We start from the raw sequence: 16149 nt of genomic DNA, 5'->3' as shown, positions 1-16149 counted from the left end.
AAGATAAGAAGCGTTTAGAACGTGAGTTAGAAGAAACTAAGACTATGAATTGATTGAGGATTAATTATTAACCCATGTTATCATAGAAGAAAATGGATAATGGGGGATTGTAAATAAATGTTTAAATCAAAGTTAGTTGTTTGGACGTTTATTATTGTGACTGGATTCTATATGCTGGTGAGTATATGGAACATTGCTGTATTTCCAGATAAAACATGGACAGATTATGCAGGACAGATTTTGATTGTCGTTTTTGGGAGTATGGTAAATGGTTTAATTGCTGCTTTCTTTATGTACGCAGCAGTCATGTTAGTGAGATATATTAATGGTGGTAAAGCTTAAATTTGTATACAGTCATAAGTTTAAAACAGGTGTATAAAAAGGCAACAAAAAAGGTAACATTTTTTTCGGGTTTTAAAAAATACGAAAGAACACAAGAGTATACAAAAGGGTAAAGAAAGCTTATATAACAAGGTTTATGAGTGAATAGAGGATAATGCCGATAATCACAGGATTTCATATATCTACCTTGACAGGGAAGAGAGGTCGCTGGTTCGATCCCAGTCGGAATCATCATTGAAACCCTTGCGTAGCAAGGGTTTTTTGTTTTTTTTGCAACGAATATTTATTCTGTTTCTTTTGATTGGGGACGAACTGTCCGGCTCTTTTTTGAATAGCATTAATGCTCTCACCTGCCTCTATAAGGAGAGCGACCCATTGTATGTCTTAAATCATGTAGTCGAATGTTTTTTAATTTGTGTTTGATTTTGATTTTTGACCATTTGGAAGAAGGGGTTGAGTAATAATATGGCTCACCAAAGCCATTATGAAATAAATATTGGTGATCATCTCCTTCCCATAAGTCACCAACTAATAGTTTTTCTTTTCTCCACATGATATGGTACTGCTTTAATTCATCCAGTGTAAATAGTATCAGCATATCCAGTTTAAGAGGTTACTTACAAAATATTTAGAATTTTTCAGGAGAATTCTCCGAAATGTAATATGGACTTTAAATATGTTCATTTATAATTCTCTATTTGTCTATACTTTTCATATCGCTGTTGTATAAGCTCTTCCGAGGATAATGGTATCAATTTTTTTAGAGATGATTCGATCACAGATTCAATCATGTTTGCCTGTGATTTTATATCATTTTGTGCTCCACCCTTAATTTCAGGAATGATTTCATCAATAATTCCTAAATGCTTTAAATCTTTTGCTGAAATTTTCATATGTTCAGCAGCTTCTGGAGCATACTTAGCATCCTTCCATAGGATAGATGCTGCTCCTTCTGGCGAAATGACCGAGTACCATGAATACTCTAACATATGGATATGGTTACCGACACTAATGCCAAGAGCTCCACCACTTGATGCCTCTCCAATTACAATACAAACAATTGGCACTTTAAGTGTAGCCATTTCCAATAGATTTCGAGCTATCGCTTCAGAAATTCCACGTTCTTCAGACCCTTTCCCTGGATAGGCGCCTATTGTATCAATAAATGTAATAATAGGGCGATTAAATTTATCAGCTTGTTTCATTAGTCTTAGCGCTTTTCTATATCCTTCTGGATGAGCCATTCCAAAATTTCTTTCTATATTTTCCTTTGTACTTCTCCCTCTTTGATGACCTATAACCGTAACGGGCATTCCTTTAAATTTTGCAATACCACCTATCATTGCTTTATCATCACCATATAATCGATCACCATGTAGTTCGAAAAAGTTTGTAAACAATAAAGGTATATAATCCAATGTCGTGGGCCGGTTACGTAGCCTTGCAATTTGAACTCGTTGAAAAGGTGTAAGATTAGAATAAATTTCATCTTGCATTTTATTTAAACGTTTTTCTAATAAATGAATTTCTGACGATAAATCTACATTATTTTCTTTCATCATTTTCTTTAATTCATCAAATTTCTCTTTTAGTTCAATAATAGGACGTTCAAAATCCAAACTCATTTTAACCTCCAAAGGTTATGATTTACCTCACTTTAATCAAAAGACTTAGAAATAGAATCAATAAATAATTCAAAACCATCCACAACTATTTTTTGTTCTGATTCTGATAAATTATTGAGGATACGTTGATAAAATGTAAGGGATTGTTCTCTTAAGCGATTAACAGTAATGTGACCCTTTTCTGTGAGGTGCAGAAAAAGTTCTCTTCTATTTTTTTCATTTACTTCACGATAAACAAGCCCCATTTTTACTAACTTATCTACCAACCTACTTACAGTTGAAGTCTCTAATCTAAGTTTATTGGATAGTTGCCAAACAGTTAGTTTTTCCATCTCTAGTTCCTCTAACGCCATCATTTGAGAAGTTGGTAGAGGTTTTTCAAATGGTCCATTCGGCAAATTTTGAGATTCGAAAACCCCAGTTAATATAATCATTTTCTTAATATCTGTTCTTAGTTTTAAGGCATCTTCTCTTTTCAAAAGGTCAACCTCCTACAATTCATGCATGATACATCAATTGTATTATACATCAATGTGGTTTTTTCACAAGCTTAACATAAGCCAATATGACAACATGGACGAGATATTTCTTCTTGTTAAATGTGTCTAATTTGTGAATTTAACAAATTCCACAAACTAAAATATATGGAAGTTCAGTCTATAGTAGGTAACATAATACTCATTGTTATGGCGGGTATCTAGTCTCGTAAAAGTGACAAGACTAATCATTTTGAATGAATAGAAGGAGGTTTCATGATTATTGCCATAACTGATGTTACATACGGTAGTAAGTAAGAGAGCCAAAAGGTGCTCTGCGTTACTACTATACACATGCCTTAGAAATCGAAAATTCTAAGGAAGAGCTTTCATCTAAATGGACTTTACAGATAAGCTCTCTAAAAAAAATTACACGGAGGTAATAGGAAATGAGAATTAACCACAATATCGCAGCACTTAACACATTAAACCGTTTATCAGCAAACAATGGTGCAAGCCAAAAGAACATGGAGAAACTTTCTTCTGGTCTTAAAATCAACCGTGCAGGAGATGACGCAGCAGGTCTTGCAATCTCTGAAAAAATGCGTGGACAAATCCGAGGATTAGAAATGGCGTCTAAAAACGCACAAGACGGTATCTCTCTTATCCAAACAGCTGAAGGTGCATTGACTGAAACTCACTCCATCCTTCAACGTGTTCGTGAACTAGTCGTTCAAGCTGGAAATACTGGTACACAGCAAGGTGAAGACTTAGCTGCAATTAAAGATGAGATCACAGCGCTTGTTGAAGAGGTCGATGGTATTTCTAATCGTACTGAGTTTAACGGAAAAAAATTATTAAATGGTACGTTTAATGGAGTAGGTACACCTGGCACACCAGCAACTCCGCCGACAGATCCAGATGATCCAAGTACAGGTACACCTGCAGTCCCAGCAACTCCTGGTGATGCTTTAGTATTCCAAATTGGTGCAAATGCTACACAACAAATTAAAGTCAACATTCAAGATATGAGCGCTGCTGCTTTAGGCGTTACAGACGCAGATGGTGCAGTTGAGACAGGTAAGTCTGTTAAAGACATCGATGTTTCTAAATTTGGAACAATTGCAGCTGATGACGATGGTGGATTTGATGATCAGTTAGCAATCGTTGATGGAGCTATTAAACAAGTTTCTGCACAACGTGCTAAACTTGGTGCAGTTCAAAATCGTCTAGAGCACACAATCAACAACCTTGGTGCATCTTCTGAAAACTTAACGGCTGCTGAGTCTCGTATTCGTGACGTTGACATGGCAAAAGAAATGAGTGAGTTCACAAAGAACAACATTCTTTCTCAAGCGTCTCAAGCAATGCTTGCACAAGCGAATCAACAGCCACAAAACGTACTTCAATTATTACGTTAATAAACCAAAAGCCCCTATATAAAGGGGCTTTTTTTGTCAAATTTCAACCAATTATTCTAGTGATTATAACTCAATTATAAATAATAATCACTTTTATTTCCGCTTACATAAAGTATATAGACCACATGTCCGCAATCTCTTATAGTTTCACCCAATTTAGAAAAGATCCCCCGATCATGGGGAGGTCTTTTCTTTTTGTGTCTTTATCTTATTTTTCTTGTGTAGGGAAATAAATGTACTGTAATTCCTTACTTGTTTTTTTGAAAACTATATAAGAAAAGAAAATTATACAGTTTTCAAATCTATTAATGTTGACCCTGTATCATTAATACTAGAGAAACAGAACCAAACTTAGTTTATTTACATAGTATGGCCAAGAGGTGATCATAATTATGAAAAGATGTAGACATTGTGGAAAATCATGTACATCTCATTTCGGAAATAATTATAAAAAAGGAAGTTGGTTCGGTTCTTATGAAAATTATGATTGGGAGTGTGATAGCTGCAAGAAATTAAGGGAAAATCCTTGCTGCGGCAAAAATCCTTGTGTTTGTGTAATTCAAGGTCCTCCAGGCGGGAGGGGAAGAAGAGGCCCAGTAGGATCAGCGGGTCCGGCAGGCCCGGCAGGAGCAACGGGAGCCACAGGAGTAGGGTTGACTGGTATTTTGGCATTTGATCCAGCGGTAGCACCTACGTATCCAGCAGGCCAAGTCGTGACATTCGATGGAAGTACGTATTTAGTGAATTCAGCGTCGCCTACAGGTACGCCAGGTACGTCACCAGATTATACATTGTTAGCTGCTGCTGGTGAAGCTGGAGCCACCGGAGCTACAGGTATAGGAGCGACCGGAGCCACGGGAGCCACCGGCGTAGGATTAACCGGCATTGTGGCATTTGATCCAGCAACATCTCCAACCTATCCAGTAGGTCAAGTGGTCATATTTGAAGGTGGAACCTATGTTGTAAATACAGCATCGCCAACAGGTACACCAGATACGTCGCCAGACTATACATTATTGGCAGCCGCAGGAGATACCGGAGCGACCGGTGCAATGGGCGTCACAGGAGTAACGGGAGATACCGGAGCGACCGGTGCAACGGGCGTCACAGGAGTAACGGGAGATACCGGAGCGACCGGAGCCACAGGAGTAACGGGAGATACCGGAGCGACCGGAGCCACAGGAGTAACGGGAGATACCGGAGCGACCGGAGCCACAGGAGTAACGGGAGATACCGGAGCGACCGGAGCCACAGGAGTAACGGGAGATACCGGAGCGACCGGAGCCACAGGAGTAACGGGAGATACCGGAGCGACCGGAGCCACAGGCGTCACAGGAGATACCGGAGCGACCGGAGCCACAGGAGTAACGGGAGATACCGGAGCGACCGGAGCCACAGGAGTAACGGGAGATACCGGAGCGACTGGTGCAACGGGCGTCACAGGAGATACCGGAGCGACTGGTGCAACGGGCGTCACAGGAGATACAGGAGCGACCGGTGCGACGGGCGTCACAGGAGTAACGGGAGATACCGGAGCGACCGGAGCCACAGGAGTAACGGGAGATACCGGAGCGACCGGAGCCACAGGAGTAACGGGAGATACCGGAGTGACCGGAGCCACAGGAGTAACGGGAGATACCGGAGCGACCGGTGCAACAGGAGTAACGGGAGATACAGGAGCGACCGGAGCCGCTGGTGTCACAGGAGATACCGGAGCGACCGGAGCCACAGGAGTAACGGGAGATACCGGAGCGACCGGTGCAACAGGCGTCACAGGAGATACCGGAGCGACCGGAGCCACAGGAGTAACGGGAGATACCGGAGCGACCGGAGCCACAGGAGTAACGGGAGATACCGGAGCGACCGGTGCAACAGGCGTCACAGGAGATACCGGAGCGACCGGAGCCACAGGAGTAACGGGAGATACCGGAGCGACTGGTGCAACGGGCGTCACAGGAGATACCGGAGCGACCGGAGCCACAGGAGTAACGGGAGATACCGGAGCGACCGGAGCCACAGGAGTAACGGGAGATACCGGAGCGACCGGAGCCACAGGAGTAACGGGAGATACCGGAGCGACTGGTGCAACGGGCGTCACAGGAGATACCGGAGCGACTGGTGCAACGGGCGTCACAGGAGATACCGGAGCGACCGGAGCCACAGGAGTAACGGGAGATACCGGAGCGACCGGAGCCACAGGAGTAACGGGAGATACCGGAGCGACCGGAGCCACAGGAGTAACGGGAGATACCGGAGCGACCGGAGCCACAGGAGTAACGGGAGATACCGGAGCGACCGGAGCCACAGGAGTAACGGGAGATACCGGAGCGACCGGAGCCACAGGAGTAACGGGAGATACCGGAGCGACCGGTGCAACAGGCGTCACAGGAGATACCGGAGCGACCGGTGCAACAGGCGTCACAGGAGATACCGGAGCGACCGGTGCAACGGGCGTCACAGGAGTAACGGGAGATACCGGAGCGACCGGAGCCACAGGAGTAACGGGAGATACCGGAGCGACCGGAGCCACAGGAGTAACGGGAGATACCGGAGCGACCGGAGCCACAGGAGTAACGGGAGTTACCGGAGCCACAGGAGTGACGGGAGCCACCGCAACGCTTTCAACAGCCACTGCTTCTGCTCTTTATCAAACTACTCAAACCGTTGCTGATAATGCTAATATTGCATTTACGAATACGACAGTAAATAATGTACCTTATACTGCTCCAGACACTTTTACCGTACAAGAAAGCGGTATTTATGAAATAGTTGCAATTGTTTCCGCTGCTAGCAATCAAGCTGGTCCTCTTGTGATTAATATAAATATCAATGGAACTAATATTTTTAGTGGTGTAGTTAGGGGCACCACAGTTGGTCAACAAGTAACAGCTATCGGTCTAGCAAACCTTGTTGCAGGAACTGTAATTCAATTAAGGAATAATAGCGGGCAGGCTATTACAACAGATTATGGAAGAATGACGATTTTCAAACTCACTTAGATTTCTAAACAATCTCATTAAGCCGATCACAGTAGTAATGTGTTAGTTGAGTATATTTGTATTAAGGTATTCTATTAAACAGGAGGAGCTATTAAGTGTGGTTTTTAATCATGACAGCTCTAGATTCTAATAAATAGAATACCGCCTTCGTTTGATGTATATATTAGTACGATAGTTGCATTATAATCGAAGTTAATTTGCCTTCACTATTGAGGGAATCTTAACTCTAGCCGCAAGCCGCACATATATATCAAACAGGAAATGAGGTCGTTATAATTCTGAAATCATCAAATGCTAGTTTTGATGATTCCACAGCCGGTTTTATGAGTGTCGATATATTCATCAAGTAATAACTTAATAGAGTCATCCCGTTCTAATTCATTCGACAAAGGAAATCGCTCCTTGTAGATTTGATATTTAGACTCGGGCAATGCTCCTAAAAGGTATATCAACTCAAAACGTATAGGCAAAATTAAAACAGGCCCTTCATGGTCTGTTTTTTTATGGGGGCGAATTGGGGACCAACCCTTTCAGTTGTGTTCAGAATCGAGAGTGGCTTTTGTATTTCTCAGTGTTAGTCATTATCCTGTTTTTAACAAACAGGGAGCTACATAAAGCAGCTCCCTGACAAGTAATCAATCTTTCTTTTTTTTGTAGTCTTTTATTAAGCTTGAAACAGTTAAACCCATTACACCAAAAGCTACTGCATAAAATAAAATATTTGTTACAGGTGTATCAATTTTTCCTAAAATCAACACAGTAGCGATAATAGCGGCGGGTAAAGTAATTAGCAAGCCTTTGGATGCCTTATTTTCCTGTGTCACTAGCCGAGCACCTCCTTGAGGAATTACACGAACAAAGGTCGTTCGCAACAAACTAAAACAATTGACTTCTTCACTAAAAGTAAGATGAATATATATAGATGCTTTTTTATAAGTTTTACATTGGTAAAATAGTGAGAAGTATCTCAGTCATTCTTTCCAATATAGAGGAGGGGGAATCGTAGTTACCTTATACAAATGTATAAACAGCACTTCATAGAACTTGCCTTACTAGGGTGAATTAAAACATATATAATCCTTCTATTAAAGTTGTTGGTTTTAAAAAGTAAAAAACATGGTAAAATTAGATAAAAGTATAAGAAAGAGTGATTCTATGGAATATGTAATTATGTTAATCTTTTTATTAGCACTTTTCTTTATATTTACTGTTTTCCTAAAAACCCGTTACAGTTTTGGTGAAAAATACTTAGTCTTAAAATTTGGTTTATCTAAAACAGAAATACCAATTGATCAAATCGTTAGTATTAAAGAGTCGGACAAGTATGGAGTTGAAGATAATATTGATTATAGAATTGGTGCTCCATATGGTCAACCAGATAGAATCGTTATTGAAACTATGAATAAGCGTTTTCTAGTTTTTTTAAATGAAGGTCATCATTTTCTTCAAAATTATAAAAAAGCTAGTGCTAGAATATAAGATAAGTACCTTCTACGATATAAGGTGCTTTTTTATTCGAGTTCCTCTTCTTTAAATATACTAATATGAATACTTCAATACTTCAGCCAAGCTGACTTACGAAGAGTTGTTGAAGGTTTTATCGTAGGCTAAGTGATAGACTGAAACATAATATATCTCTTGAAAGGATGATTGTGGTGGTGAAAACAGATAAAGTCTCCTCCTGAATACAGTAAATCACATTCAGGAGGAGATAAAAAATGTTTAAAAAAATAGATGAAAATTATTCGAGAAAAGAGCACTTTCATCATTATATGAAGGTAACCCGATGCTCATATAGCCTAGTTATCGATTTAGATATCACGAAATTGCATTCAATATTAAAAGAAAAAAAGCTAAAAGTATATCCTGTGCAACTTTATTTGTTAGCAAGGGCTGTGCAAAAAATACCGGAGTTTCGGATGGATCTAGTGAATGATGAACTTGGTCACTGGGATCTTCTCCATCCTAGTTATACGATTCTAAATAAAGAAACAAAGACATTTTCAAGTATTTGGACGCCTTATGACGAAAACTTTGCTCAGTTTTATAAAAGCTGTGTGGCCGACATTGAAACATTTAGCAAAAGCAGCAACCTATTTCCGAAATCTCATATGCCAGAAAACATGTTCAATATTTCAAGTCTACCTTGGATTGATTTTACTTCTTTTAACCTTAATGTATCTACAAAAGAGACTTATTTACTGCCAATATTTACGATAGGCAAATTTAAAGTGGAAGAAGGGAAAATCATTTTGCCCGTTGCGATTCAAGTACATCATGCTGTTTGTGATGGCTATCACGTCGGTCAATATGTGGAATATTTGAGGTGGCTTATTGAACATTGTGACGAGTGGTTAAATGATTCAATGCCAATTACCTGAAGACAAAAGGTATGCTCATGGAAATCTAGAAGATGAAGGCAGACTGAAATGAGTCTGCCTTTTTGTTTAAGGCTATATTTGTTCTTTTTGCGGTTTCTTTTCGGTGCTTTGTAAATTCTTGTATGTGATAATAAATGTCATATAAGGGAGTTCAGTGGAAGGGGAATAAGGGATGGAGAAAGTTCTTTCTTCACATGTAGGTGTGAAAATCAATGAATGGTATAAAATGATTCGGCAATTCAGTGTACCTGATGCAGAGATTTTGAAAGCTGAGGTAGAACAAGAAATTGAACGGATGGAAGAAGATCAGGATTTACTCATTTATTATCAATTGATGTGCTTTCGTCACCAGCTTATGCTTGATTATATCAAACCATCAGAAAAACGATCGCCTTCTGTTTCTGATTTGGTTGATAAAATTGAGAATTCTAATCATCAACTTTCGGGTATGTTGCAATATTACAATGCTTTTTTTAGAGGAATGCATGAATTTAGTAAGAAAGAATATGTACAGGCTATTCAATATTACAAGATTGCTGAAAGGCAGCTTGCACTGGTTGTCGATGATATTGAGCAAGCGGAGTTTCACTTCAAGGTGGCTGAAGCCTACTATATTATGAAACAAACTCATGTTTCTATGCATCACATCATAAAGGCGCTTGAAATTTATAAAGAACATGAGCAGTATAAAGTTCGCCAAATTCAAAGTCTAATTGTCATTGCAGGAAATTATGATGATTTCAAGCGATATGACAAGTCATTAGAGCATCTAAATACAGCCTTTTCTATAGCAGAAGAGCTCGCCGATAATATGTTAATTGCTAAAATTCTATTGAACATAGCGAATACATATGATCGACAACAAAAGTACACTGAAGCAATCATACGCTACAGAGAAGTTTTAGACATTATTACACCACGAAGTATTGATATAAAACCAATCACCCTATTTAGTTTAAGTTGGTCGTTGTATAAGTCTAGTCAACATGATGAAGCCGCTCCACTCGTAGAAGATGGTCTCAAGTGCTCCTTAGAGAGAAATGATTCGTTGTGTTTGATGTTATTTAAAGCTTTAAAAGCGATTTATATAAATGCTAATGAGAAAGCCATTCAAGAAGTGCTAGATTATTTTGAGGAAAAGCAACTATATGTCTATGTCGAGGCATTTGCTCAAAGTATAGGATTATCTTCTGAAAAAAAAGGGGACTTTGAAAAAGCTGCCGAATATTACAGAAAGGCTCTTAAAGCTCAAAATGATATTCAAAAAGGAGAGTGTCTGTATGATTATTAAAAAATTACTAGTCATTGTATCCATTGTATTGTTAAGTGTTTCAACAGCAGAAACTTTGAAAATCATTGGAACAAAATCAATTCGGAATACAACAATGGAGGAACAACAAAAATCAAATCGAAATACGACTATAATTGATCGAAATACAACCTCTGAAAACGTATAGACAAGATTAAAACAGACTTTAATAGTCTGTTTTTTTATGAAGTAGAATGAGCAAATGAACAGTTGGTCAATGTTATACTTATCTCAATAGATATAGGGAGGCATCCATTTTGAAACCTTTTTGGAAGAAAGAAGAAGAGAGTCCTTTCACGTTAGAAAAGATAGAAGAGGAAAAAATTCGCGAAGCAGAGGCGAGACTTGGTGTCACTTTACCTGATACATATAAAAAGCTCATTTTAGAATGGAACGGTGGTTTTACAGTTCGAAATGCTTTTCCAACTGAAAAGCCGAATTCATGGGCAGAGGATCATGTTCAATTTGACCATCTAAGAGGTATCGCAAAAGGTGATGGAATTATGAATAGCTCTGAGTTAAGTGATGAATTGGAGCTGCCTGAGGGACTTATTTTCATCAGCGGAGAAGAAGATACATGGATCGCAATGGATTATCGAAAAACGAAAGAACATCCTCCTATTCACTATTTTGATTTAGAGATGGAAGTAGATTTTAAGCTTGCAGATAGTTTCGATGATTTTATTGAGAAGTTATATACAGCTGAAGATGCGATGGTCGAAGTAGTAGAGATTGAGGAGGAAGATTCTAATTTATATGTCAGTAAAGAAGAGCTTGAACACATTTTTGAGAGGCAGGATCTTCGTCAGCAGAATCTTTTCAAAATGGCACATTATCCGATGGAAGAAACAGAAGAGATCGAATGGTTTTTCAATCGTATGAAACAATGCATCCAACAGATAAACGATCAACATGTTTTGTATGAAGCAGCGACAACGATTCACTCCATCCTTCTATTAAACCCAGATATGCCAAGAAATGACCGTATCAATCAAGAGCTGCAAGAAATGGCTGAGTTTTTAGAAAAGAGTGGAGATCCTAATACCGCTTTTTTGGGAGAAGACATTCATCCAGTGGAAAAACGATAGCGAAAGAATAAAAGCCCCTGAAAAGGGCTTTTAAATTTAGTTTAAGACCTCTTTTTATGTAATATTTTCATGATGAATAATGCTATATATGAAGCAATGAATGAGCCTAAAGTGTAGACAACTGACCACCCTAAGAAGGAGATATTAAAAAGTGTAAATGTCAGGATGAGCAAAATGATAAAGCTCACAACTGGCATGAAATAAACCTTTTGTATAATCAATGTGACGATAAAAGAAGTGATGATCATACTGACTGGAAGCAAGCCGAATGCGAATTCTAAATGAGTCATATCAATTCTCCCTTTAGAATCACCTATTAAATATCTTGAGAATATCATTTCTATTTTGTTCTAACATCAAAAAGTCATATTCAGATACATGATTATTATCCAAGATTTTGTCGAGACCTTTTATCTTTAAAGAATTCAATCTTTTTCCCTTTTGGTATGAATGAGAAGAGATTTCATATTCTCCCGACTTTTTTTGGTTTAATAAGTAGATATGATCAGAATTAAAATAGACAAACTTAACTTCCCGTCCCTCTTTTTGCTCTAAGGAAAAGGATCCTTCTGGTTTCATCGTTTTTGTGTTAAATGTATAAATCTTAGAATTTGCAGTTAAGTGATATAAAATATCGTCTTTTATATAGAAGTGCTTTTCATTTGGTGGAATTAGTTGATCTTCACTTTTATAGCTACCAAGTAAATATGCTCCCCTTAATTTTTTCTTTTTTATATCAAATACTGCTACTTTAAAAGACACATCCTTAGAATCTTCAGGAGTGTGATAGAGGATAAAATAAGCTAATTTGTCCTTAATGATAATATTTGAATAAACTTCCCAGTCTTCATTGATGGGCTTAACATGACCCCCATTTTGAAGAGTCGGTTTTTGCTCTAAATTTAATTCATGAAAAGTAGATTGATCAGTATCCATATCTTGATTGATCACGTAAATTTTATCTTCGTCGTTACCTGTACTAACAAAGTATCCATTTAAAATTTGCTCGTGAAAGTTTTGACTGTTGCCCCATCTAATTAAACTTTCATAGTCCTTCTCTCCAAAACCTTGGTTGTTTAATGTATAAAATATTTCTTTATTCTTTAAATATCCATTAGCTTGTCCATAACCAGTATGTACTTTATTTTTGAACTTAAAGTGAGAAGTTTTTTTTCCAAGAATATTTATTTCTGAAGGGTTTTCTTTCAGTAACATCTGATCACCTTGAGCAATAGAACCTAATTCGATTGCGTCACCTTTTGAGATAGTTAATTCCCCTTTCTTATTAATATATATTGTGTAGCTTCCTTCACGTTGATAATCAATTGATGCTGAAAGATAAATGGTAGCTAATTTGTCATTTAGAAATGAAGGTTTGAACTCATTTTCTGATACAGATGTAGTATTTTCTTTAATGAATAAATTTTTTAGTAGATAATAGGAAGAAAATAAAACAAAACCAATGATGATGCTAATAATTAATTTTTTCTTGGGCCTCATTTTCAAAACAACCTTTCTCATTAGGGCTTGTATAATGAAAAGAATATTCTTAGAAAAATTTACTCCCTTTAGAGAGAATGAATATTCTCTAAAGGGAGTTTAGTCTATTTAACTTTTCTCACCAACTTTGTGTACCCTGAATCCCGAACATCTCGAGGATAGACTCCTAGTCCTCCATTTTTGTCTATATCAATCTTTGCTTTCAATTTAAAGGCAGACCAAATTAATTTTGAACAATTTTTACTTCCATAATGACCGGTTGTTCGATTTGTAGCAAAATTTACCGAATAACCATCTTTTTTAATACGCCCTTTTCCCCAGTCGACTGCAGCATTTTTTTTCTTTGTTGATACTTTAACTGATTTAACCACTGCACCTTTTTCTACTTTTCGTTTTTTTGCTGAAATTGAGCGGACACCGAGTTTAGGAACCGACTCTACAATATGAGTTTTTTTATAGTACATACCAACATGACCATGATTAAGACCCCAAGTGGCAGCGCTTGTATAATAGATATTTCCCTTTTTACTATTTCCTATTATTTTGGTACCTTTATTATTCCCTAAAGTTGTGACTTCTCCTTTATTTATATTTTCCTCCTGTGATTTTAGTTCACTTTTTATTTGCTCTAATATTTCCATTTCTGATTTCTTTTCATCAACTACAATTTTATTTATATCTGCCATTAATTCTTCTTTAGATCAACAGCCCTTTAAAACGATCGGTGTGGAGATGCTCAGTGCTCGTGAATTAAGAGCATCAATGAAACAGCGAATGGAACGTGTCAAATCGCAATACACCATTAACAGCGGTTTATGGGAGCGCTGGCAAGAATGGCTTGATAAAGATTCTTTATGGCCGCCTTTCGTGGGGGTGAAGCATGGAGATTTACATCCTGGCCACATTCTGACTGATGAAAATCAATGTGTGACGGGTGTGATTGATTGGTCTGAAGTGGGGGTTGGTGATGTATCTGCAGACTTTTTGTCGCATCAACTTCTCTTTGGGAAAGAAGGATTAACAAAACTTATCCATGCGTATGAAAAAGCAGGCGGGAGAACTTGGCCAGGAATGGATGAACATATAATAGAACTTCTGACTACAAGTGCGATCACTGTGGCCGAGTACGCACAGAGATCAGGATTGAAAGATATGCATGAAGCTGCAGCATATATGTTGGCAAACGAAAGTTAATCAAACAGAATGAATCCAAAAAAAAGCCCCTAAAAAGGGCTTTTTTAATTTAATTCATGAAAAAACTGTTTGAGTTGATCAATGAAAACGGATTTTGATTTTCCTTTTTTATAAATGAACTCGATATTGATATTGAAATTGATGGATGGATCGATTGAAATTTGTTTTAATGTTCCTTGTTCTACTTCATTTCTAACACAATGATGAGGTAGAAACGATAGCCCCATTCCTTGTAGCACTAAATTTTTTGCGGTTTCCATATGATCAACCTCAATGGAAATGTTCGGTGTGATGTTGTTTTTTTGAAATAATCGGTGAAGCATCAACCAATCAAATGACCCGTAGTCAAAGAAAATAAAAGGCTGTTCTTCTAGTTCTTTCATATTGATATTGTCAAGGCTGGCAAGCGGATGATGAGTTGGGACGAACAGCCCAATCGGATCGCTGAAAATAGGAATCGATTCAATTTGAGGATGTGTTTCAGTCCTGACAATGCCAAAGTCTACTTGATTGTTAATCACTTTTTGGACAACATCCTTTGAATGCCCTGTTACAATTTTTACTTTCAGGTTTTCGTATTTTTCTTTTAGGGCTGGCAATATGTTAGGCAATAGATTATTGGAAATAGAGGATGCGCATCCAATTGTCAATTCATAAGGGATCATCGTTTGTTTGAGACTATGCTTTGCTTCTTGATAAGAATGGAGAATCTTTTTGGCATGCGGGTAAAACTGTTCACCTTTTTCCGTTAGAGATAGTTTATTTCTCTGTCTATCAAATAATTTCAGATCTAATTCCTTTTCTAACGATTGAATACGTGCCGAAACAGAAGGCTGAGTTAAATACAGTGCTTCTGCAGCTTTATTGATACTGCCTAGCTGGCATACATAAATAAACGCTTCTATATTCTCAATATTCATGTTATCCCCTTATATGACGTTCTTTAAATGTTTAGCTTTTCAAGCCCATACACTAATTTTACAGCTTCTTTCGCCAAAATGACAGTAGGGTCAATCACTTTCACATCTTTAGTTGACCTTAGGACTAAAGGGATTTCTGTGCAGCCGGCAATGATGGCTTCTGCCCCTTGATTGATTAAAATTTCTGCAGCTAACGCCAATTCACTTTCGCCTTTACTTAATTTTCCTGCTTTCACCGCGTATATCCCATTCATCACCTTTTTTTGAAGCTCTTCACTTGGGGTCATGACGTCAATCTTGTGATGAGCACAAGCCTTTTGGTAGAGCTTAGTTTTTAATGTGCCATCAGTACATAGTAAGCCCACAGACGTATAGTGATGTTTGTTCAGGTGCTTTGCGGTTTCTAATGGCATATTCATGATAGGGATATGAGTGGATTGTTGTACGTTTTCTAAAAAGAAGTGAGCGGTATTGCATGCAATCAGAATAAAGTCCGCTCCTGCGCGTTCTAATCTTTTAGCTGATGCAATCATATATTCTGTAGGATTTTCGCCTTTCCCAAATATAGCATTGGTTCTATCAGGAATTTGCGGATAATTATCAGCAAGCACATGGAGATGATCCTGATCTTTTATCGCTGGAGTATGAGAAATGATTTTTTTCATCAAATCAATCGTTGCTAAAGGGCCCATCCCGCCCATAATTCCGATCGTTGTAGACATATAAACCACCACATTTCTTTTTTTTCTATTATAAAAAAAGAAAGCATGGTGATCGTTATAGAAAAGTTCTATTTGTATATAGAAGGTTGATCAAAAACGCCTTTATCTGTCTTGAAGTATGAGTTGCAATCTATTCAAAAAACATTAGAATAAAGAAAAATTGAGAAAGGAG

Annotated in this window: 16 protein-coding genes and 2 pseudogenes; 9 read left to right on the top strand and 9 right to left on the bottom strand. The window is 38.0% G+C overall.

Going from position 1 to position 16149, the window contains the following annotated elements; all coding sequences use genetic code 11:
• Positions 1 to 117 precede the first annotated feature (117 nt).
• Positions 118 to 342 carry a hypothetical protein gene (locus JVX94_RS08635; RefSeq protein ID WP_095408229.1) on the top strand — a complete coding sequence of 75 codons (225 nt, stop codon included), beginning with the start codon at positions 118 to 120 and terminating at the stop codon, positions 340 to 342.
• A gap of 315 nt (positions 343 to 657) precedes the next feature.
• Here the strand turns inward: JVX94_RS08635 and JVX94_RS19765 are convergent.
• The 3 genes and pseudogenes from JVX94_RS19765 to JVX94_RS08625 form a co-directional block, all read right to left on the bottom strand.
• A pseudogene (locus tag JVX94_RS19765) lies at positions 658 to 907 on the bottom strand (tyrosine-type recombinase/integrase); the annotation flags it as partial.
• A gap of 115 nt (positions 908 to 1022) precedes the next feature.
• On the bottom strand, positions 1023 to 1967 hold the full coding sequence (locus JVX94_RS08630; protein WP_205185290.1) for an acetyl-CoA carboxylase carboxyltransferase subunit alpha: 945 nt from the start codon (positions 1965 to 1967) through the stop codon (positions 1023 to 1025).
• Between the two features lie 32 nt (positions 1968 to 1999).
• Entirely contained in the window at positions 2000 to 2446 is a 447-nt protein-coding gene (locus JVX94_RS08625; RefSeq protein ID WP_039177872.1) for a MarR family winged helix-turn-helix transcriptional regulator, read from the bottom strand.
• A 446-nt stretch (positions 2447 to 2892) separates the two neighbouring features.
• On the opposite strand from JVX94_RS08625, the gene hag reads away from it, so the two are divergent.
• A complete protein-coding gene (gene hag, locus JVX94_RS08620; protein ID WP_205185287.1) occupies positions 2893 to 3864 on the top strand; it encodes a flagellin Hag in 972 nt (323 codons plus the stop codon).
• Between the two features lie 392 nt (positions 3865 to 4256).
• On the top strand, positions 4257 to 6863 hold the full coding sequence (locus JVX94_RS08615; RefSeq protein WP_240193815.1) for a beta strand repeat-containing protein: 2607 nt from the start codon (positions 4257 to 4259) through the stop codon (positions 6861 to 6863).
• Positions 6864 to 7498: 635 nt separating this feature from the next.
• Here the strand turns inward: JVX94_RS08615 and JVX94_RS08610 are convergent.
• Positions 7499 to 7687: a hypothetical protein gene (locus JVX94_RS08610; RefSeq protein WP_205185284.1), complete on the bottom strand. Its 189-nt coding sequence runs from the start codon at positions 7685 to 7687 to the stop codon at positions 7499 to 7501.
• A gap of 331 nt (positions 7688 to 8018) precedes the next feature.
• On the opposite strand from JVX94_RS08610, the gene JVX94_RS08605 reads away from it, so the two are divergent.
• From JVX94_RS08605 to JVX94_RS08585, 5 genes are all read left to right on the top strand, one after another.
• The gene (locus JVX94_RS08605) at positions 8019 to 8342 is read left to right on the top strand and encodes a SunI/YnzG family protein (RefSeq protein ID WP_205185531.1); all 324 of its coding nucleotides are present in this window, start codon (positions 8019 to 8021) and stop codon (positions 8340 to 8342) included.
• A 239-nt stretch (positions 8343 to 8581) separates the two neighbouring features.
• A complete protein-coding gene (catA, locus tag JVX94_RS08600; protein WP_205185281.1) occupies positions 8582 to 9244 on the top strand; it encodes a type A chloramphenicol O-acetyltransferase in 663 nt (220 codons plus the stop codon).
• A gap of 172 nt (positions 9245 to 9416) precedes the next feature.
• A complete protein-coding gene (locus JVX94_RS08595) occupies positions 9417 to 10535 on the top strand; it encodes a Rap family tetratricopeptide repeat protein (protein WP_095408238.1) in 1119 nt (372 codons plus the stop codon).
• Positions 10525 to 10701 carry a hypothetical protein gene (locus JVX94_RS08590; RefSeq protein ID WP_034621741.1) on the top strand — a complete coding sequence of 59 codons (177 nt, stop codon included), beginning with the start codon at positions 10525 to 10527 and terminating at the stop codon, positions 10699 to 10701. Before JVX94_RS08595 ends, JVX94_RS08590 begins: the two co-directional genes overlap by 11 nt.
• A 109-nt stretch (positions 10702 to 10810) precedes the next feature.
• Entirely contained in the window at positions 10811 to 11641 is an 831-nt protein-coding gene (locus JVX94_RS08585; RefSeq protein ID WP_205185279.1) for an SMI1/KNR4 family protein, read from the top strand.
• Positions 11642 to 11682: 41 nt separating this feature from the next.
• Here the strand turns inward: JVX94_RS08585 and JVX94_RS08580 are convergent, their stop codons facing one another.
• The 3 genes from JVX94_RS08580 to JVX94_RS08570 all read right to left on the bottom strand — a co-directional run bounded on the left by JVX94_RS08580 (position 11683) and on the right by JVX94_RS08570 (position 13827).
• On the bottom strand, positions 11683 to 11931 hold the full coding sequence (locus JVX94_RS08580) for a DUF2651 family protein (protein WP_197198407.1): 249 nt from the start codon (positions 11929 to 11931) through the stop codon (positions 11683 to 11685).
• Between the two features lie 19 nt (positions 11932 to 11950).
• The gene (locus tag JVX94_RS08575; RefSeq protein ID WP_205185278.1) at positions 11951 to 13141 is read right to left on the bottom strand and encodes a hypothetical protein; all 1191 of its coding nucleotides are present in this window, start codon (positions 13139 to 13141) and stop codon (positions 11951 to 11953) included.
• 104 nt (positions 13142 to 13245) lie between these two features.
• Positions 13246 to 13827, bottom strand: coding sequence for a hypothetical protein (locus tag JVX94_RS08570; protein ID WP_197198498.1), 582 nt, complete (start codon positions 13825 to 13827; stop codon positions 13246 to 13248).
• A 7-nt stretch (positions 13828 to 13834) separates the two neighbouring features.
• Here JVX94_RS08570 and JVX94_RS08565 point away from each other — a divergent pair.
• Positions 13835 to 14335: pseudogene (locus JVX94_RS08565) on the top strand (phosphotransferase); the annotation flags it as partial.
• Between the two features lie 44 nt (positions 14336 to 14379).
• On the opposite strand, the gene JVX94_RS08560 reads toward JVX94_RS08565, so the two are convergent.
• The gene (locus tag JVX94_RS08560) at positions 14380 to 15255 is read right to left on the bottom strand and encodes a LysR family transcriptional regulator (RefSeq protein WP_024424981.1); all 876 of its coding nucleotides are present in this window, start codon (positions 15253 to 15255) and stop codon (positions 14380 to 14382) included.
• Between the two features lie 23 nt (positions 15256 to 15278).
• Positions 15279 to 15977: a cysteate racemase gene (gene cuyB / locus JVX94_RS08555; RefSeq protein ID WP_205185276.1), complete on the bottom strand. Its 699-nt coding sequence runs from the start codon at positions 15975 to 15977 to the stop codon at positions 15279 to 15281.
• Positions 15978 to 16149: the final 172 nt, after the last annotated feature.

It is taken from the genome of Bacillus sp. PDNC022 (genome assembly GCF_016919285.1).
GTDB classification, from domain to species: domain Bacteria; phylum Bacillota; class Bacilli; order Bacillales; family Bacillaceae; genus Bacillus; species Bacillus safensis.
This window is presented reverse-complemented; position numbering and strand designations above follow the sequence as displayed.